Here is a 16,492-nt window from a genome sequence, read left to right as displayed (position 1 = left end):
ATTTAGGACTCGTCCGGCGGACCGAAGACAACGATGCACGTAGACGAGCCGCCGTCGTTGTGGTCTTGGAATCCGGAGCCGCTGGTGGACGCGGATCCGTTTTCAACGCCGTTGACTGAGTAGGATTGGTTCATCTGCTGAACACTACGGGCGACGTCCGTCAGCTCGCCCACCACTGCGTCGCGAAGTGCAGTGAGTCCGGCAATCATTCCGATCACCAGAATGGTCACGATAAGAATCAGCTCCATCGAAACCACGAAGCCAGCTTCATCTTGCCAAAGCTTGACGAAAGAATCGCGACATCGCTGCGCAATCGTGAGGCTTTCGTTTGGCTGGTGCATTTTCGTTTTGGAAACGTTGAAGGAATTGCGCGGTGGGCTACGTCACTCGTCGTGGGTCGCTGATCAATAGCATTTATCCACGGGAGGGACGATGCGGTGGAGGCAGACTTTGGCAGGGCCGAAACGATCGTCGGGCGAGTCGCCAAATTCATGCTGGTCGTGCAAGTGGTCGACTGCTGTGTCAGATCTAAGCCGAGAAATTCCTACCAGTACGCAGGATTGGTTCGAGTCTTGAACGCTCGTAGCTTTGCAAGAAAGTTCAGCGAATCTGTTTGGCGCAGCATCAAAGCTCGCATTCGGTTCGATGGCAGCGATCGTGACGACTACGACACGCTTGGAAGGGACGACAAAATCGGCTTGGTTTTTGACCATTCCTTTGTGTGCGTTCTTCACTGATTTACCCGTGCGTTCGTTTTTCTGACGTAGAGTCGTCTGCGCCCCCACGCAGCAACACTGCAGGCTGCCGACTAGCAGACTGCGCAAAAAGAGCCGACGCACATTGGCGTGCGCCGACTCCGCATTGGTCCAAAGTTTGGACTATCGTTCGTTGACAGGTGCGCCGTCGAACGTGATGCAGTTGTCAGCGCGGCCCGACAGGTCGTCGGTGCTGTCACAGAAGTCCAATGCGTCGTTGAAGTCGGATCCGGCGGTTGCGCCAGAGTGACCGACAACGCCGTTGTATGAGTACGACTGATTCAGGTCTTGCACGGCACCAGCAGTGTCGGACAATTCGCAAACAACACCGTCACGTACAGCTGTCAGGCCAGTCATCAGGCCCAAAACGGCGATTGTCGAAACCAAAACCAATTCAACAGAAACAACGAAGCCAGCTTCGTCGTTCCAAAGATTCTTTGCAGTATTTTTCACTGTCTTTACTCCGATTAGAAATTACATCTTGAACAACACGGCATGCTGCCGCGGTCACTTCACGGTTGAAGCAACGTTCACGTGTTAAAATGTAAAGCGCCGTTTGAGGGTTAACCCTCAAACGCATTTGCTTTTCGGAGAATGCGCGGGCGTCAAAGTTCGGTTGCCAGACCGCGCAGACAAAACTTTTGAGTTTGTCGATTGCGTCGTTGCGCATTTTGAGGTGTTTTGGTTCGACCACCAAAGAGTTGCGGAAAAAAACGGTAAAATAGGTATACAGCCGTATGTACTCGCGTTTGCGAGATTGAAGAACCCTCGACACCATTCGCTCGCATGATTTCACCGGCGAAGCTATTGGTAGACGCGTACGTAGTCGATCAGGAATTGCTGTGGGAACTTGGTCTTGTCATTGGTTGGTCCGACGAACTGACCGCCGACGGCTAGGTTCAGTAGTAAGTGAAACCGTTGGTCGAACGGGGCGGGGAACGGATGGCCGTGGCTGGACCACTTGGTTTGAGTCTGCACCAGGCGGTTGTCGACGTACCAGCTGATTTTTCCTTCTCGCCAGTCGACGGCAAAGAGATGGAAGTCATCGTGGAACGTTCCTATGGCAAGTTTGAATGTGTCGCCCGTATGAGTGTTGTCGGGCCAACGCTTGCCATAGTGCAGGGTGCCCCAAATGACGTCGGGTTCCTGGCCCTTGTATTCCATGATGTCGATCTCGCCGCTGTTGGCCCAGCCGCCGTAGGTGTCGTCGGTGGGCAGCATCCAGATGGCCGGCCAAATTCCTTGGCCGATCGGGAGTTTGGCACGGACTTCGATTCGTCCGTACTTCCAGTCGCCGCGGTGTTTGGTGCGGACGCGGCCTGACGAAAAGTCTCGCTCGGTTCCGTTGACGTCCGTCCTGCCTTGGTGCGTTTCCAAAACAAGGTGACCGTTTTCGACACGCACGTTTTTGGACTGGTCCGTGTAGATTTGCAGTTCGTGATTGCCGCCGCCAAACGCGTTGACTTCGATGTTCCATTTGCCATAGTCCAGCGATTCGCCGTCAAATTCATCGTGCCAAACCAGTCTGGTAGTAGCGGGCGATTCAGCCGTGTTGTGTTGCAGAATGTTCGCCGGCGTTTGGTTGTCTTGCGCAGGGCACGTGGCGGTCAAAATTGCCATGGCCAGCCAGCAAGGGATGGCGATCACGGGGAATGGCTTTGCGATGGGCATGATGATCGATCGGGCTGAGGAATGAATGGCTGGATTGTTGCGAGAAATGCAGACGCGGCAATGGCAATGGCAGCGGAACTGCGCTGCGCGTCGTATTGCGATCGGTCAGTTCGTTTATCGGAGCGTGCGAAGTAGCCCGATGATTTGCTGAGTCAGTTGTTTGATGCGTTCTTGGCTGAGTCGCTGATAGAACGCTTTTAAGATTGCGGCGGAGTGACCGTGGTCGAGATACTTCAGCAATTCGGGGACCAGTTCATCGGCGACACTGGTATCCGAATCGTGGACTTCGCCGGTGTAGACGCAGGCGTATCCGGCAATCGACTGGCCAAACAATTCGCGGGCGTAGCGAACTGATTCTGCGATCGAGACTTCTTTGGCGGAATCGGGAGTTCGCCAATCGTACGGCGGTGACCATTCTCTGACTGGACGCAGGCGATCGATGTGCGTGAGAACACCGATGATTTTGGGGGGCTGCAACTGTTTCTGTGATTCGTACTGTTTCAGCAGGCTGCGGACGGCTTGGACGTCGGCGTCTTTGGCAGGCACGTTGGCGGCCATGACCAGCACGATGATGTCGGCCAGTTTCGCCGCCTTGGCGATCTCTTGGTGTTGCTGTTTGGTCACGTCGGCTTCGTTGTAACCCGGCGTGTCCAGCAACAGCAGCGAATTGCTGGAGCCCGGCAGCGAATACTTGAACTGCCGAACCTCTCTTGTTTCGGGCAAGATGCTGGTTGCGGCGACGTCTTGATTCATCAGCGCATTGATCAGCGAAGATTTACCGGCTTTGACTTGGCCCATGACGGCGATCGTGGTGCTGACATCGTCAAGGTTCTGCAGAACGCTGAGGTCCCCGTCGGCTTGATGAATGGCGTCGGCCATCCGCCCAAACTGAGATCGGTATCGGCGCGACCCGCCACTGAGCCGGCCACTGTACATTTCGATCAGATAGTATCCGAGCTGTCGAAGGTAACGTTGATAGAAACGACGGATCAATTCGTCTCGCAATTCGATCGTGAGACGACCGGATTTTCGCCACAGGGGATACGCCAACAATTTGGACGGGTTAAAGAGGGCCGATCCAAAGTAAAACGCTTTCTGCGCCACGTCGGCTGCGTTGACCCACCCGGGGACTCGCTCCAGTTGGCCCACGGTCGCCAAGTCGCTGCCGGGGATGTTCTCCAGAATCCATTGTTCCATGTCTTCGACGGCAAGGTGCACGACCGAGAGGATTTCGACAATCGTCAAGGGATGCAGCAACGATTTTCCGTCGGCGGCGTGATAGTGCTGGGCCAACAATTCGGCGAGCGATTTGGCATCGTCAAGATAACGATTGGTGTCGGCAATGGATTCGCCGTTGACGTCGGCGACGTCACTGCGGAATTTTTCGACAATGCGGACGGCGGCCAAATCATGGGGTGTCCAGAACTCCGGTGCTTTGAGCGGTGCGCCGTCGGAAGTTTCGCTTAGCTTTGCCGCTGGCCACCAACGACCCAGTAGCCAGGCCAGCGTCCAGATTGGCGGCAGCGTCCAGAGCAGCCAATAGAACCAGCCTGTCTGGTAGAGCGCGGCAATGCCAGCAGCTCCGTAGAACAAAACCGGCAGGAGCCAAAGCAATGTCAGGACGACCAAGCGAGGTCGGATTCCGGTTCGCCGCAGCCAATTCATGACGCTCGCCAAAGTTGATGACCCCGTTTGAGTTGTTCGCCAAAGACTTCTTGCAGCTGTTCGGTCGTTGGAACGTTGCCGCGACGAAGATCCGCAAAGAACCAATCCCACGACATTCCCAGCGCGTACGTGAACGCAAACGATGCGGCAGCACCGGCAGCGATGCCCAGCAGGGGAATGAATTTGAGTGCTTCGCGGATGGCCAAGCGAACGGCGATGCGCGAGCCCGCGGCACTGCTAAGAATTGCCCAGCGGGCCGGCGTGATTTCTTGACCGTAGATCTTGGCGATCTTGACAGCCAAGTGAGTTTGGATTGCCAGGACAACAGGAATGTCGACCCAGGGCACGGGGACGGCGCCGGCTGTTCCCGCCAGGGCACTGGAGGCCAGGACTTGCCAGTGGGCGCGTTGCCGCGAACCTGTCGCCAGCTGCGGGTGATGCAGTGCCAAGACGGCTTGGCGATAGGCTTGCGGGAGTTGGTCCAGGATGGATTGTCGTAAGCGCTGGCCGCCAAAGTCGGGGTCAGCAAAACCGTCTTCCAGCCGAGTCAAATCGATCGGGATGACGGCGTCAAACAAACCGGCGAACTGCTGTCGTTTTTGGTCGATGAGGGTCGCAAGTCGCTCGGGGATTGGGCTGGCGACTGGGCTGGCGACTGGGCCCGGGGTTGGGTTTGCGTCAGGGTTCGTGTCGGGCTCCGAATCGAATGGATCAAGCCCCGCCGAAATGTCCTGGTCGTTGGCCATGGATTCGTGAAGACAGGTCAGCACCAGCAGCACGGGGCGCTGGGGATCTGTTTTGCGAATTCGTCGCAGCGGCTGCAGCAGTCCTTCGAGCGAATGGTCCGCGACGCGGACGGTGACGATGATCAGCTGCGTGGTTTGCGAAAACGCCGCGATGTCTTCGGCCGGATCGTACGATGCTTCACCAATGCCACGTGTATCCAAAAACGATAGCAGCCGTTCGGTTGCGTTGGGGAAATCGAATCGGCTGGAGGCCTTGGTTTCCGGGCGATAGCCTTCGCCGATGACCGCGTCACTTGCCCCGGTCAAGTATCGCACGACGGAACTCTTGCCGCTGCCGGTTTTGCCGAAGAGCCAAATTTCCGGCACGGGCGCTTGTTTGCGAAGCGATTCCAACTGAGCTTGGTACTGCGCGTCGTTGTCGGGGGCAGAGCGGCGGTTGCGAAGCCAGGAAAGCATGTTTGCGGCAAAGACGTTTTGATGAGGAAACCGAGGCGGAGGTCCGTCTGTGGTCGGAAAAGCAGAGTGTCGTTTGCATGGCGAAACGTGCTCAACGGGCACGAACTCTTTGCAGCTTTTCGAGCGGAACGTAGTAGCGGACGTAACGTTTGCCGTCGGCGAACTTTTCGCCTTCGGGATTGGGGACCAAGACGGTCGCACGGCGCGTGATTCGATTGACGCGGCCGATCAGATAATGTCCGTCGCGTGCGAATCGAACTTGGTCGCCGACTCGCACGTCAAACTTTCGTGCGGCACGTTCACGTTGGGTGATCAGGTCGTGCCGGAAATCGGTGTGGTCAAAGTACCGTAGTGCGATGGATTGGAATCTGGATTCGCTGCAGTTTCCGTCATTCCAAATCAGCATTTCGATCAGGTGCACAAATTCGTGTTCGGCAATCCGCTGCATGGCTTCGAGTCGATCTTTGCACAGTCGCCCGGTGACTTCGACAGGACGGCTGACATCTTCAAACGTTTGAAACAAAAGCGTGGTCGACAGCACCAGTTCAAACGATCGGCGGCCGCTGTGGGTGCCTTCGGGGTAATGCGTGACCAGTTTGCCAGCGATGCTAGTCATCCGCGACGAGAGCGCGAACTTCATGCCTTCGGCGCGTGCCAGTGGCAGGACTTTTCCGTCAAAGAAACGGTCGTCGTACATGCGAATCATTCGCGAAACATCATCGTTGCTGACGCGCGAAAAGTTGGGCCGGTCGATCGTGCGACTTAGCATCAGCGTTTGGTCGTGGATCTCTTGTTGCCAGCGATGAACATCAGCGCGTTTGAATTTTCGCAGTGCGACTTCGCCCGCCAAACTGGACAGCTTCGCCGGGTCGCGCGGACGAATTGTTCCGGTCGCACTCGGTCGCGACGGTTTCTTGGCAGACCGAGCCGTTGTCGAACCGGTGGGGCGTTTCGAAGATGTCATCGCGATGCGTTCCCTCAAGCTCTGCCGAAGTGTCTTTGAAATTCGCCTCGATGGTCTTTTATTGCAGGCAGACGACGGCGAGTGTTTTCGTGACGGTTTTCCTGGTTTTTCTGCCTGCTTGTTTTCCCTGACACGCCCATGGATGACCACCCCCGAGCGAACAACAGTGGTTGGCAGGCGAGTGTAGGCAGGAAGCGAGGCCGGGGCGCTGACGAAAAATTTGACGTAGACAGCCGTTTCGCCGAATAATGGGGGTACTTCTCTTCTCATCTTTTCTGCTGTTCGCGGCACCTCACCGGCGTTGCGATCGGCGACCGCTAACGACTAGTGGGGACAATCCAATGAATTCACATCAGGTCAACCTGAACGTTGGTGCTGCGCAGCGCCCAACCGAACACGCGATCGAAGAGCCAGGCGAACGGGCATTCAACGATCGGGCATTCAACGAACGGGAATTGGGCGATCGGGGATTGGGCGGGCGGGCGTGTTTTGAAAAAGAGTGTTTTCGGCAATCCGGATTCGATCGAGGGCGTATCGTAAAAGCGATTTGCATGGGTGCCCTTGTATTGTTGGCGACGGCGACGTTTGCGATGGCTCCCGCAGCCGCGACCGAGCGATACCGTGTGATGGCGATGAACCCGGCGTTCGACGATCCGGCGAACATGCGTCGGATGGTGTCAGCGTCCAAGAATTATGCGTTTGCCGAATCGATCGAAAAGTTTGCCGACGAGGGATACGCGCGGGCCTACTATCTGCATTACTTGCCGGCTCGCATCACGCAGGATGTTTCGATGGACGAAATTTCTGATTTGATGACGACGATCCGCAAACGTGTCTCGCGGTCAAATCGAACGGGCAAGCCGGGGGCACGAAATATCATGGGGTGGTTGTACAAAGGAATGCGGCCGATCGCCGAAGGAGACTACCGACCGGCGGCACGCATCAATGCGATCTTGTTGATCTCGCGATTGGATGTCGTCCCAGCGGACTTGATGGAAAAGAAACCGCCGGTGCCTAGTTCGGTCGTCCCGTCGGTGTTGTTGCCGATCTATCAAGACGCGGCCAATTCCGACGGTGTGCGTGCCGCGGCACTGAAAGGTTTGAATCGCTACGCCAGTTTGGCGGCGGACCGTTTGCAGGCTCCGGAGCAAAAAACTCTGCGAGACTCGCTGGTCCAAGAGATGCAAACGTTGTTGACCGACAAGTCGCCCGAGGGGCGCGACGCGGCAGCGCATGCGTACTTACAGCGATTCGCCATCGACATCTTGGCGGCGATGCAGGCTTCGGCGGATCAGGATCGTGACGACAAAAAACGCAAGAATGGATTTGGTGCGCAGTTGGTCAGTATTAGCACGGACAAATCGAGCCATCGTTTGTTGGCGATGCACGCGGCGTCACGATTGGGGACGGTCCGCGAAAACTTGATCGGCGGAAAGGGAGCTTCGAGGAAGATCTTGGCCAGTTGGACCACGTTGGTCGCGCAAGCGTTTGACAGCGAGATCGATCGGTTGGAATCAATGACACGTCCGCCCGTCGCGGCGCGGCAACCGCGTTCGCCTGACGCGATGGCGCAGGCGGCTCGCAGAGCACGTCCGGCAAACGGCAGAGGCCGCATGGCCAATCGAGCGCGTGCCGGCCAGCAGGATCCCAGGCACAATAACCCCATGCGCAATGATCCCGCTGACGGGATGGATCCTACGGACGGCATGATGGAGGATTTTCCCGGCGGTGAGATGCCTGGTGGAATGGGGCGGCCAAGTCAGTTCGCTGTGCAGCCACCCGAGATTGTCATGTCGCGCCGCAAGCTGAGTTTTGTTGTGCAGCAGCTGAATTATGGAGCGACCGGCAGTCGCAAACGCGCTTTGCTCGCTCAGCGGCGTGGCTTGATGGCGGCGGTCGCCAGCGAGGACCAAGTCGTGGTGCGTGATTGGCTGCGAGGGCTTCATCAGATCCTTGATTCGATCAACCGTGATTCGTTGTCGACGCGGGCCAGCTATTTGGACGAATTGAAGAGCCAGTCGGCCAAGCTACAGCAGCTTTCGCGAGCACTTTCGCCCCCAGCCGATGCCGTAAAGCCGGCGGCAGCTGGCCAGCCCAATGCCGCCGCCCCGATTCCGCCAGCGGATTCCGGAGCGGCCCCGATGGCTTGGATGGCCGAGCCAGCGAGCCGGCAAACCGACGTTTGAGCGTTCGTTTTGGCCCGCAAAGACGGTAAGACTCGACGCGGAGTGATTTAAAATGGCTTCTAAGCGTCGAAATTGATTGACGATTGGGGGGCATGTCGGGGATAATCGGACCGACTCTTCTGTTGGCAGATTTCGGTCGATGCAAGCCTCGGTTTACCCGGGACTGCGTCGACAATCGACGAATTGAATCGCCAGCGACCTTTTCACCCGCGGACACGCACGCATGAACTATCGGAACGGATCTCGTACCTCGATTGACCAGCCCACCCCAGCGGTGGCGACCGAGTGGTCGGCCAAGCAGGTTGCTCAGCAGCGTTCAGTGTTGGCCGTTTTGGCGACGTGGTTTTTGGCGGCAGGTATCGTCGCGTTGATGGCATCGAGTGCTTTGGGGCAACCGCCGTACAAAGTGCTGCCGCTTGCGCCGGCGTTTGAAGAGCCAGCCAATTTCAAGAAAATGGAGAGTGCCGCAAAGTCGATTTCGTCGGCAAGGAATTTGGCTGATGTCGGACGGGAGAATGGAACCTGGGCGATGCGGTATTTTCAGCTGTACGTCCCCGCAAAGATCACTCAGCCCGATGGTGTGACGAAGATCACCGAGTTGATGAAGAATGTCCGAGATCGATTGAATTCGGCTCAGCGATCCAACGCGCCGGGAGCGACTTTTATCAATCGATGGGTTTATGCGGGGTTGTTGCCGATTGCCAAGGAAAACTATCAGCCCGCCGCGCGGATCAACGCCATTTTGTTTATCTCGCGAATGGATACCGCGCCGGCTAACAATGCCAATCGAACTCCGCCGGTACCGCTGCGAACGATTCCCGCTGAATTTATTCCGATCTACCAAGACAAGACAGCGCCGGACGGCGTGCGTGCTGCGGCGCTGCATGCAGTGCATCGCTACGTGATTTATGCGGCCCCGTCGGTCGTCGATCCGCTGCGATCCACGTTGGTAGCTGAGATGAAACAGTTGCTTGACAGTGATCCACCGGAAGGCCGCAGTGCTGACGTGCACGCGTATTTGCAGCGTTTTGCAGTCGACATTTTGGCCAGCTTGCGAGGAGCGACGGACGCGGAACTGGGTAAAAAACTGATCAGCATTAGCACGGAAACGAAGAGTCATGATTTAATCGCACTTCATTCCGCAGCACGCCTGGGCGCGATGTCCGCTGATTTGCGTGGCAATGTCGATTCGACCAGCAAGGTGCTCGATAGTTGGGCCATTCGTGCGATGCGGGCCTTTCAATACGAGATCGCACGCTTAAATGCATTTGAGCGTCCCAAGCCAGTCTCGCGTCAGCCGACGGCAGCCGATTCGATGGCGTCTGCCAAAAAAGATGAGACCAAAAAGTCGCCTTCCGCCGCGATGGGGCGTGGTGCGATGGGCATGGATGGTGAAATGGGCATGGACCAAATGGGATCGGACATGGGCGAAATGGGGATGGATCAGATGGGGATGGACATGGGCGACATGGGAATGGAAATGGAGATGGGCATGGGGATGGGCATCGGTGTTCAAGCCAATCCTCAGCCTCCCGAAGTGATCGCGTCGCGGCGCAAGCTGAATCACGTGCTGCAGCAGTTGCACAAAGGCGTTAACGGCAGCGGAGAGCCAGGGGTTCCCAGAACGCTAAGCGAAACTTCAAGCGGGCTGTTGGGCGCCGTCGAAGCCGAAGATCAAGCGTTGGTGAAAGACTGGTTGAGCAAGATGGAAGCAGTCATCACCGCGCTCAACGAACCTGCGCACGACACCCAGGAAAAATGGATGGAAGCGTTGGACGTGCAGGTCACAATGCTGGAGGAAATCGCTGGTCCCGAGGCCGTCGCTGTCGCGGCGCAAGAGCCCATTTTGCTGCCAGGTGTCAGCCGAGTGGTCGCTGTCAAACCGGTCGAAAAAGCCCTCGTGCCGGAAGAGCCGGTTTTGGACGAAGCGGGCGGACCTAAGTTTCCAGAGAACTTGGACGAACTGGCGCCGCCGGAGTGACGCAAGGGCCTGCGGGCCGCTTGGTTGTGGCCAATCGCGGGTATTACAGGCCGGGCGCGATCGGTTTTGACGCGATCGGTTTTAACGATGCGTCAGGCCATGTTGCTTGGCGATCGCTGCATTCGGGTGATCTGATATTTGGCGATCTGTTATTTGGAGATCGCTGTCGCTTGGTGATCGCTGTCGGCTGAAGCCCTTCTCTTAGGCTGTCGCCGCTACTGGCTGGCGATTGTGCCGTCGATCGCAAAGTCTTCGGTCATGTCCCAGGCGTGAAATGAGCGAGCGATCTGTTTCGCCAGCATGCCCAGGTACAGTTTGCGAAATCTTGCTTCGGTGGTTTCGCTGGTGTGTTGTCCCGCGTTGGTCGGGAACGAAAAATCGTCCAGCGATCGGCGGTAAACCGTGTTGCCGGACGTGACATCGATGACCGCGATGGTCGCGCTGGCATTGCCCCGAAAGAGCGTTTTGCCTTCGCGGAGTGTCAGATCCGTCAGTTCGATGCTCACCACTTTGTCGGCTTTTACATCGCGGCCCAGGCCTTGGTAGTCCAGCGAATCCCAGCCGTTGGTGTCTCGCCATTGCTGGACTTTGTCTTCGCGTACCAATTCAATGTCGTCCACTTCGTTGGTCAGGATGTCCCCGACCATGCGGCTTAATAGGCGTGCCGAAGTGTCGTCGCTGTAGTGGCTGCTGTTGGTCACCGTGATGATCGCAACCGACGAATCTTCTAGTTCGTCATAGGCCGCGGGCACTTTGTCGGCGCCCACAGCGTGCATCAGGTTTGCGTAAACACCGAGACAGCCTGGCTGCGACGTGGTCAAGAAACCTGCCATCGCCAACAAGCCGGCGCGAGCCAGCATTCCCCGTCGGTTCGACGTGGACACTGGCATCGATGAGTCTTGTTTGAAAGCAAATTGGCGGATCATCTGGCGATTCCTTTCGCGCAGCAAATGTTACTGGGACGTCGGCGAATTTCGCCCACACGAAGTTCTTTACGATAAATCACGTCCCCAAATCCACACCGATTCTGAGGCTTTTTGCTATCTCGCGATTGTTCGGCCGCCGCTGTGGCATCGATGGGCATCGAATCCTGACGGCAGTGGAGTGTGTTTGCAGCCCGTACAATGTCGGGTGCACTTTGCCCCCGCGTGATGCCCACGCAATGCCCGGGGTGCTGCCCCACGCAATTGCCCCACGCAATACATACCCACGTCCAGTTTCTTTGAGCGAGTCACCCATGCGTTTGAGCCGATTCTCGTTAACTGATTTGGTAGTCGTTTGCTGTGCCATTTTGGTGGGGCTGTCATTGATGTTGGTGCAGATCGGTCAGCATCGGGTTGGTGCCCGCAAGTCCGTGTGTGTGCAGAACCTTCGCGAGCTTTGTTTGGCCGCGCACAACTATCACAGTGCCTTTAAGCGATTGCCGCAGGGGATGGGCGGAAGTTCCGCGCAGCCCGATTCTGAACCGTGGCAAAGCAACCAGGATCGCTTGAGCGCGTGGGTGGCGCTTTCGCCGTTCTATCAACAGCAATCGCTCTGGGAAGAAGTCTCAAATCCGCTTCAGACAGATTCGCATTCGTTTCCCGCGATGGGGCCGGTGCCCTGGTTTGATCCGGCAGAATATTCGCCATGGAGTAAGCGGCCAAGTTTGCTGGTCTGCCCGGACGATCCGGATGCCGCCGAGTGGTCGACCGTCGCCAGTTACGTGATGAATTATGGTGATGCCGTCGACAGAGTTGGTTCGCCGCAGGACCTGAAAGATCCGCTCGTCGAGATGGCGGTTAAGGCCAGCAATCGCGGCGTTTTCTGCGGCAATCGCATCATTCGATTTCGCGATTGCCTGGACGGTCTGTCCAATACTTTGATGTTTTCGGAGTCGCGCATCGCCGGCAAACCGGTCGCAAAAGGCGTTGCCGGAATGTCGCTGGATCCATCGAAATGCATCGCCGCAAGCGAAAATCCTGGTGCCATGTTTTGGCCTGGCGCGCGGTCCGCGTGTTGGGCGGATGGCTGCTTGCGATCAAGCGGATTTCAGGCGATTTTGCCGCCCAATTCGTCGTCAGCAACGACTGATCAATCCGATTTTGAAGGAGTCATTTCCGCGTCCAGCTATCACATGGGAGGAGCGCATGTTGCTTTTTCGGACGGCGCCGTTCTCTTTGTTGTCGATGCAATCGATGCAGGGAAAAACAATTCGCCCACCGTCGCACTTCATCCGGATGCCAAACACGCTAAGCCGGGTTCCGTCAGTCCGTTTGGGGTGTGGGGTGCCGTGGGGACGAGGGCAAATAAGGAAGTCGTCGACCGTGATGACGGTGGTTTTCAAAACCGGTCGCTGATGCTGACCGATCGTGAGCAGGCTGTTTTGAGCCGCCGCCCTGTGCAGACGTGGGTGCTGGCGGATGGGCAGTCCGAAGTGAGCGGTCAATTCATCGCCTTGTCCGGCAATTCGCTCGCTTATTGGTCCGCGCCGAAAAATGCGATCCAGTACATTTCGGCGCGGAAATTAGCGCCGCAGGATGCCAAAAACGCGGCCAGGCAGAACGAGCGGATGATGGACCGTGCGACTCTGCAGCTAAAAGCCCTTGCCACTCGTTCGATCAAACTTTTGGGCGACAAGCAATACGCCGAATTCGCTGCCGAGATGATTCAGTGTGATTTGCATGACGACAAGATTGTGGCGGCTTGGGGCAAGCGATTTGAGCTATATCTCACGCAGACGCTCGAAAATTTGCGGCGTGAGCTCAGCAACCCCGATTCGGGTTATGTCGATCGCAAAATCTCCGGCGATGCTCCGATCACCTTGCACTTAAACCTTCCTCCGGGCAGGCAGCCGTTCGACGATTTACGGTTTCGTTACATCGACGGCCGCTGGCGGATTCATGTCCGTCTGGCCAGTTGGAGCGTGCAATAGCGGCGTCTAAAAGTTCGCGATTCCGCTGCGTCCCAGATGCCAAAACCACTGGGCGACCGAAACGATCGTAATCATCAATAACAGCATGATCATCGTGTTTTGAAGGCGAGTCGGTGGGAGATTTCCCTTCGACGCGGTCCAAAAGCAGCATGCCGCGAACGGAAAGCAGTAAGCAGCTAGTAGAAAACCGCCGGGATTGGCATTTGCGCTCAGCAGCCATTGGCCGCGAGCGAAATGCGACCAGGAAGTTGTCATTCCGCAGGCTGGGCAACGGATGCCGAAGATGACACGCATGCTACACGGCGGCAGACCCAGTTGCTGGTGCGTTCCTAGGCCGTCTTCGCTGGGCCGCAATGACAGGGCGACGCCTAGTAACACGAGTGGCCCCAGGCCGAGCAGAAGTGCCGTGAGTCTCGCAAATTGCGGCATTTGCGACGACTTGCGGTCTGCCGTTTCGCTCGCGACCACCGCGACAGTATTGGCTGTGTTAGCTGGCAATTCGTTAGAAAGTTCGGTGTTCAATCGATTGCTTCGCGGCGGGGGACGGAGGTGCAAATAATCTAGCAGCTCCGCTTCCACCGCAAAAACCCGGTAAAAGATTTGAAAGAAATGGCGAAGAGCCGTTGACGAAAAAATGAAGTGGCTCTAACTTTTGCCCTTCACGTAAGCGGCAAACGCTTGCGTCGAGCAACTTTGGGTCGATTTGGGCTCCAAGACGATCTCGGGTCTCTGCCCGGGAAGGCTCAACTACCCGATTTCCTTACCAACTTTTTCTGAGTTTGTCACTGTGTCTGCCGGATCTAGCGAAGTCATTCGAATTCGTATGGAAGCATACGATCACGCCGTGCTGGACCAGAGTGCTCAGGAAATCGTTGATACGGTCAAAAGAACTCATAGCGAAGTGCATGGGCCGATCCCTTTGCCGACTCGAGTCGAGCGGTACACGGTTTTGTCTAGTCCTTTCGTGAATAAGAAGGCGCGGCAGCAGTACGAGATTCGTACGCACAAGCGTTTGATTGATATTGTCCAGGCAACTGCCAAGACGATCGAAGCGCTCAATAAGTTGAGCCTGCCTGCAGGTGTTGACATCAAGATTAAGGCGTCAGCACGGTAGTTTTAAGTTGAGTGGGTTTGCTAAATAAATCTGCTCGATGGACTTGCAGGATACGATTGTCTCGGTAGCATACCGCCCTCTGTTGGCGGTTGTGTCGCATTTTTGAAAGTGCGTCTCTGGGCGATTTGCCTCTCGTTGATTCAGTAATGGATGATTCCATGGCTGTGCGATTGAGAAGCGCATGTTTTGTAAATTTAAAGTAACACTGGTTTCCGAATGAACGGATGCCTTGGCGATAACTTGGCTGCGACTAGTCGCGGTGAAGAATCGTCAGGCGGCCTTGAAATTCATAACGAACGACGGGCGCTTCTGCATAAGGCAGGGCGAAAGAGATATGTCACCATCAATCCTAGGCCGTAAAGTCGGGATGACTCAGATTTACCTGGAAGACGGAACTGCGGTTCCAGTCACGGTTGTTCAGGCTGGTCCGTGTCATGTGCTGCAGGTCCGTAGCGTAGATCGCGATGGTTACCAGGCCGTTCAGTTGGGTTTCGAGGATAAGCCTCGCCGTTTGGCGGCTCGCTCCGAGCGTGGCCATGTTGCCAAGCTGGAGGGCAAGCGATCCAAGAGCCGGGGGGCTGATGCTCTTCCGAAGGCCGATTGTGAACCGCAGAAATTTATTCGCGAGTTCCGCGGCGAGACTGACTTGGAAGTCGGTGCGACAGTAACGGTTGAGCAATTCGCCGAAGTCAAGAAAGTGGACGTGACCGGCACCAGTAAGGGGCGAGGTTTCGCGGGTGTCATGAAGCGGCACAATTTCAGCGGGCAGCGTGCTTCTCACGGTGTCAAGAAGGTTCACCGCCACGCTGGTGGTACGGGTTGCAGTGCTTCGCCAAGTCGGCTTTTCAAAGGTCGTCGCATGGGTGGTCAGTACGGCAACGCCAAGCAGACGACTCGTAATTTGGAAGTCGTCCGAATCGATGCCGAGAACAACTTGCTGTTGATTCGCGGTGCTGTTCCTGGGCCGAATGGTGGTTTTGTGTCCGTCCGTCAGACGAACAAGGTATAAGGGACAATCATGGCCAGCTTAAATGTATATGACGAGTCCGGCAAAGAAGTCGGCAAGTACGAGATCGACACCGAGCAGATTGCTGATCGCTTGAATAAGCAGTTGATGCACGATGTGGTCGTGATGTACCAGGCTAACTTGCGTCAGGGTTCGCACAACACGCGAACTCGTGGTCAAGTCAGTGGCACGAACAAGAAGATGTATCGCCAGAAGGGTACGGGTAATGCTCGTGCTGGTAGCAAGCGAACCAACGTCCGTCGTGGCGGTGGTGTTGCTCGCACAGTGAAGCCCCGCGATTACAGCTATCGTCTGCCAAAGAAGGCGGTTCGTTTGGCGACTCGCATGGCGATTCGTTCCAAGATTGACGACGGCGAATTGGTTGTGATCGATAAGTTGGCTTTTGATGAGCCAAAGACAAGCCGGATGGCTGCGGCGTTGAAAGCTTTGGGTTTGGACGCGACCACGACTTTGGTTGCGACGGCCGATCAAGACGCTGCTGTCTACAAGAGTACTCGCAATATTGCTGGCGTGAACATTCAGCCTGTCAGTGACTTGAACGCACTTTCGGTGCTCAAGCCCAAGCGAATGTTGGTCACCAAGGACGCCTTGGACAAAATCAAAGACGGCTCGTTTGCTGCAACGCAAGCGACTGCTGAGGGAGAAACGAAATGACACGCATTCAACCACCTGCTGCTAAAGAAGGCGGCATTCAGTTGGAGCCGCATCAAGTGTTGCTTCGTCCGTTGGTCACCGAAAAAGGTGTTCACCGTGCGACTCGTCACAATCAGTATGCGTTCGAGATTCATCGCGATGCGACCAAAGCCGATGTTCGGTCGGCTGTTGAATCTTTGTTTGACGTAAAGGTTGCCAAAGTGCGAACTCAGACTCGCAAAGGCAAGCTTCGGCGCTACAAAATGCGGTTCGGCCGCACGAGTGATTGGAAGCGAGCGATCGTTCAGCTTCACCCGGATCACAAGATCGACTTCTTTTAATCGACACAGAAGTCACGACAGATTGTTTGGCGACTTACT

At 56.3% G+C, this 16,492-nt stretch carries 16 protein-coding genes; 8 read left to right on the top strand and 8 right to left on the bottom strand.

The window, feature by feature from the left end; all coding sequences use genetic code 11:
- Positions 1 to 2: 2 nt before the first annotated feature.
- Positions 3 to 341 carry a hypothetical protein gene (locus K239x_RS20480; protein WP_145420142.1) on the bottom strand — a complete coding sequence of 113 codons (339 nt, stop codon included), beginning with the start codon at positions 339 to 341 and terminating at the stop codon, positions 3 to 5.
- A 96-nt stretch (positions 342 to 437) separates the two neighbouring features.
- Here K239x_RS20480 and K239x_RS28855 point away from each other — a divergent pair, with 96 nt between their 5' ends.
- Positions 438 to 737 (top strand): hypothetical protein, encoded by a 300-nt coding sequence (locus K239x_RS28855; protein WP_419189213.1) that lies wholly within the window; start codon positions 438 to 440, stop codon positions 735 to 737.
- Between the two features lie 141 nt (positions 738 to 878).
- Here K239x_RS28855 and K239x_RS20475 read toward each other — a convergent pair whose 3' ends face one another.
- The 5 genes from K239x_RS20475 to K239x_RS20455 all read right to left on the bottom strand — a co-directional run bounded on the left by K239x_RS20475 (position 879) and on the right by K239x_RS20455 (position 6,257).
- The gene (locus K239x_RS20475; protein ID WP_145420140.1) at positions 879 to 1,208 is read right to left on the bottom strand and encodes a hypothetical protein; all 330 of its coding nucleotides are present in this window, start codon (positions 1,206 to 1,208) and stop codon (positions 879 to 881) included.
- Positions 1,209 to 1,559: 351 nt separating this feature from the next.
- A complete protein-coding gene (locus tag K239x_RS20470) occupies positions 1,560 to 2,426 on the bottom strand; it encodes a glycoside hydrolase family 16 protein (RefSeq protein ID WP_145420138.1) in 867 nt (288 codons plus the stop codon).
- A gap of 114 nt (positions 2,427 to 2,540) precedes the next feature.
- Positions 2,541 to 4,091, bottom strand: coding sequence for a dynamin family protein (locus K239x_RS20465; RefSeq protein ID WP_145420136.1), 1,551 nt, complete (start codon positions 4,089 to 4,091; stop codon positions 2,541 to 2,543).
- The gene (locus tag K239x_RS20460) at positions 4,088 to 5,293 is read right to left on the bottom strand and encodes a GTPase family protein (RefSeq protein WP_145420134.1); all 1,206 of its coding nucleotides are present in this window, start codon (positions 5,291 to 5,293) and stop codon (positions 4,088 to 4,090) included. Before K239x_RS20460 ends, K239x_RS20465 begins: the two co-directional genes overlap by 4 nt.
- A gap of 91 nt (positions 5,294 to 5,384) precedes the next feature.
- Complete coding sequence (locus K239x_RS20455; protein WP_419189212.1) at positions 5,385 to 6,257, bottom strand: hypothetical protein; 873 nt, start codon at positions 6,255 to 6,257, stop codon at positions 5,385 to 5,387.
- A gap of 341 nt (positions 6,258 to 6,598) precedes the next feature.
- Here K239x_RS20455 and K239x_RS20450 point away from each other — a divergent pair, with 341 nt between their 5' ends.
- Both K239x_RS20450 and K239x_RS20445 read left to right on the top strand, forming a co-directional pair.
- On the top strand, positions 6,599 to 8,443 hold the full coding sequence (locus tag K239x_RS20450) for a hypothetical protein (RefSeq protein WP_145420132.1): 1,845 nt from the start codon (positions 6,599 to 6,601) through the stop codon (positions 8,441 to 8,443).
- Between the two features lie 223 nt (positions 8,444 to 8,666).
- Positions 8,667 to 10,424 (top strand): hypothetical protein, encoded by a 1,758-nt coding sequence (locus tag K239x_RS20445; protein WP_145420130.1) that lies wholly within the window; start codon positions 8,667 to 8,669, stop codon positions 10,422 to 10,424.
- Positions 10,425 to 10,639: 215 nt separating this feature from the next.
- Here K239x_RS20445 and K239x_RS20440 read toward each other — a convergent pair whose 3' ends face one another.
- Positions 10,640 to 11,350 carry a hypothetical protein gene (locus K239x_RS20440; protein WP_145420128.1) on the bottom strand — a complete coding sequence of 237 codons (711 nt, stop codon included), beginning with the start codon at positions 11,348 to 11,350 and terminating at the stop codon, positions 10,640 to 10,642.
- 311 nt (positions 11,351 to 11,661) lie between these two features.
- Between K239x_RS20440 and K239x_RS20435 the strand changes: the two genes are divergently transcribed.
- On the top strand, positions 11,662 to 13,338 hold the full coding sequence (locus tag K239x_RS20435; RefSeq protein ID WP_419189211.1) for a DUF1559 domain-containing protein: 1,677 nt from the start codon (positions 11,662 to 11,664) through the stop codon (positions 13,336 to 13,338).
- Positions 13,339 to 13,344: 6 nt separating this feature from the next.
- Here the strand turns inward: K239x_RS20435 and K239x_RS20430 are convergent, their stop codons facing one another.
- On the bottom strand, positions 13,345 to 13,860 hold the full coding sequence (locus K239x_RS20430) for a DUF2752 domain-containing protein (protein ID WP_419189210.1): 516 nt from the start codon (positions 13,858 to 13,860) through the stop codon (positions 13,345 to 13,347).
- Between the two features lie 265 nt (positions 13,861 to 14,125).
- Between K239x_RS20430 and rpsJ the strand changes: the two genes are divergently transcribed.
- The 4 genes from rpsJ to rplW all read left to right on the top strand — a co-directional run bounded on the left by rpsJ (position 14,126) and on the right by rplW (position 16,453).
- Complete coding sequence (gene rpsJ, locus K239x_RS20425; protein WP_145420124.1) at positions 14,126 to 14,452, top strand: 30S ribosomal protein S10; 327 nt, start codon at positions 14,126 to 14,128, stop codon at positions 14,450 to 14,452.
- 367 nt (positions 14,453 to 14,819) lie between these two features.
- A complete protein-coding gene (rplC, locus tag K239x_RS20420) occupies positions 14,820 to 15,461 on the top strand; it encodes a 50S ribosomal protein L3 (RefSeq protein ID WP_419190103.1) in 642 nt (213 codons plus the stop codon).
- 9 nt (positions 15,462 to 15,470) lie between these two features.
- Positions 15,471 to 16,133: a 50S ribosomal protein L4 gene (gene rplD / locus K239x_RS20415; protein WP_145420121.1), complete on the top strand. Its 663-nt coding sequence runs from the start codon at positions 15,471 to 15,473 to the stop codon at positions 16,131 to 16,133.
- Entirely contained in the window at positions 16,130 to 16,453 is a 324-nt protein-coding gene (gene rplW, locus K239x_RS20410) for a 50S ribosomal protein L23 (RefSeq protein ID WP_145420118.1), read from the top strand. Before rplD ends, rplW begins: the two co-directional genes overlap by 4 nt.
- Positions 16,454 to 16,492: the final 39 nt, after the last annotated feature.

The sequence above is a fragment of the Stieleria marina genome (genome assembly GCA_007741555.1).
In the GTDB taxonomy this organism is placed as follows: Bacteria; Planctomycetota; Planctomycetia; order Pirellulales; family Pirellulaceae; genus K23-9.
Note: the sequence above shows the minus strand (reverse complement) of the source record. Positions and strands in the feature narration are given on the sequence as shown.

What these genes read in the sequence shown, in the direction of transcription:
- K239x_RS20455 (WP_419189212.1), bottom strand. Translation starts at nt 6,257, where the DNA reads ATGACATCTTCGAAACGCCCCACCGGTTCGACAACGGCTCGGTCTGCC.
- rplC (WP_419190103.1), top strand. Translation starts at nt 14,820, where the DNA reads ATGACTCAGATTTACCTGGAAGACGGAACTGCGGTTCCAGTCACGGTT.
- K239x_RS20470 (WP_145420138.1), bottom strand. Translation starts at nt 2,426, where the DNA reads ATGCCCATCGCAAAGCCATTCCCCGTGATCGCCATCCCTTGCTGGCTG.
- rplD (WP_145420121.1), top strand. Translation starts at nt 15,471, where the DNA reads ATGGCCAGCTTAAATGTATATGACGAGTCCGGCAAAGAAGTCGGCAAG.
- K239x_RS20480 (WP_145420142.1), bottom strand. Translation starts at nt 341, where the DNA reads ATGCACCAGCCAAACGAAAGCCTCACGATTGCGCAGCGATGTCGCGAT.
- K239x_RS20440 (WP_145420128.1), bottom strand. Translation starts at nt 11,350, where the DNA reads ATGATCCGCCAATTTGCTTTCAAACAAGACTCATCGATGCCAGTGTCC.
- K239x_RS20465 (WP_145420136.1), bottom strand. Translation starts at nt 4,091, where the DNA reads ATGAATTGGCTGCGGCGAACCGGAATCCGACCTCGCTTGGTCGTCCTG.
- K239x_RS20435 (WP_419189211.1), top strand. Translation starts at nt 11,662, where the DNA reads ATGCGTTTGAGCCGATTCTCGTTAACTGATTTGGTAGTCGTTTGCTGT.
- K239x_RS20460 (WP_145420134.1), bottom strand. Translation starts at nt 5,293, where the DNA reads ATGCTTTCCTGGCTTCGCAACCGCCGCTCTGCCCCCGACAACGACGCG.
- K239x_RS20445 (WP_145420130.1), top strand. Translation starts at nt 8,667, where the DNA reads ATGAACTATCGGAACGGATCTCGTACCTCGATTGACCAGCCCACCCCA.
- rplW (WP_145420118.1), top strand. Translation starts at nt 16,130, where the DNA reads ATGACACGCATTCAACCACCTGCTGCTAAAGAAGGCGGCATTCAGTTG.
- K239x_RS20450 (WP_145420132.1), top strand. Translation starts at nt 6,599, where the DNA reads ATGAATTCACATCAGGTCAACCTGAACGTTGGTGCTGCGCAGCGCCCA.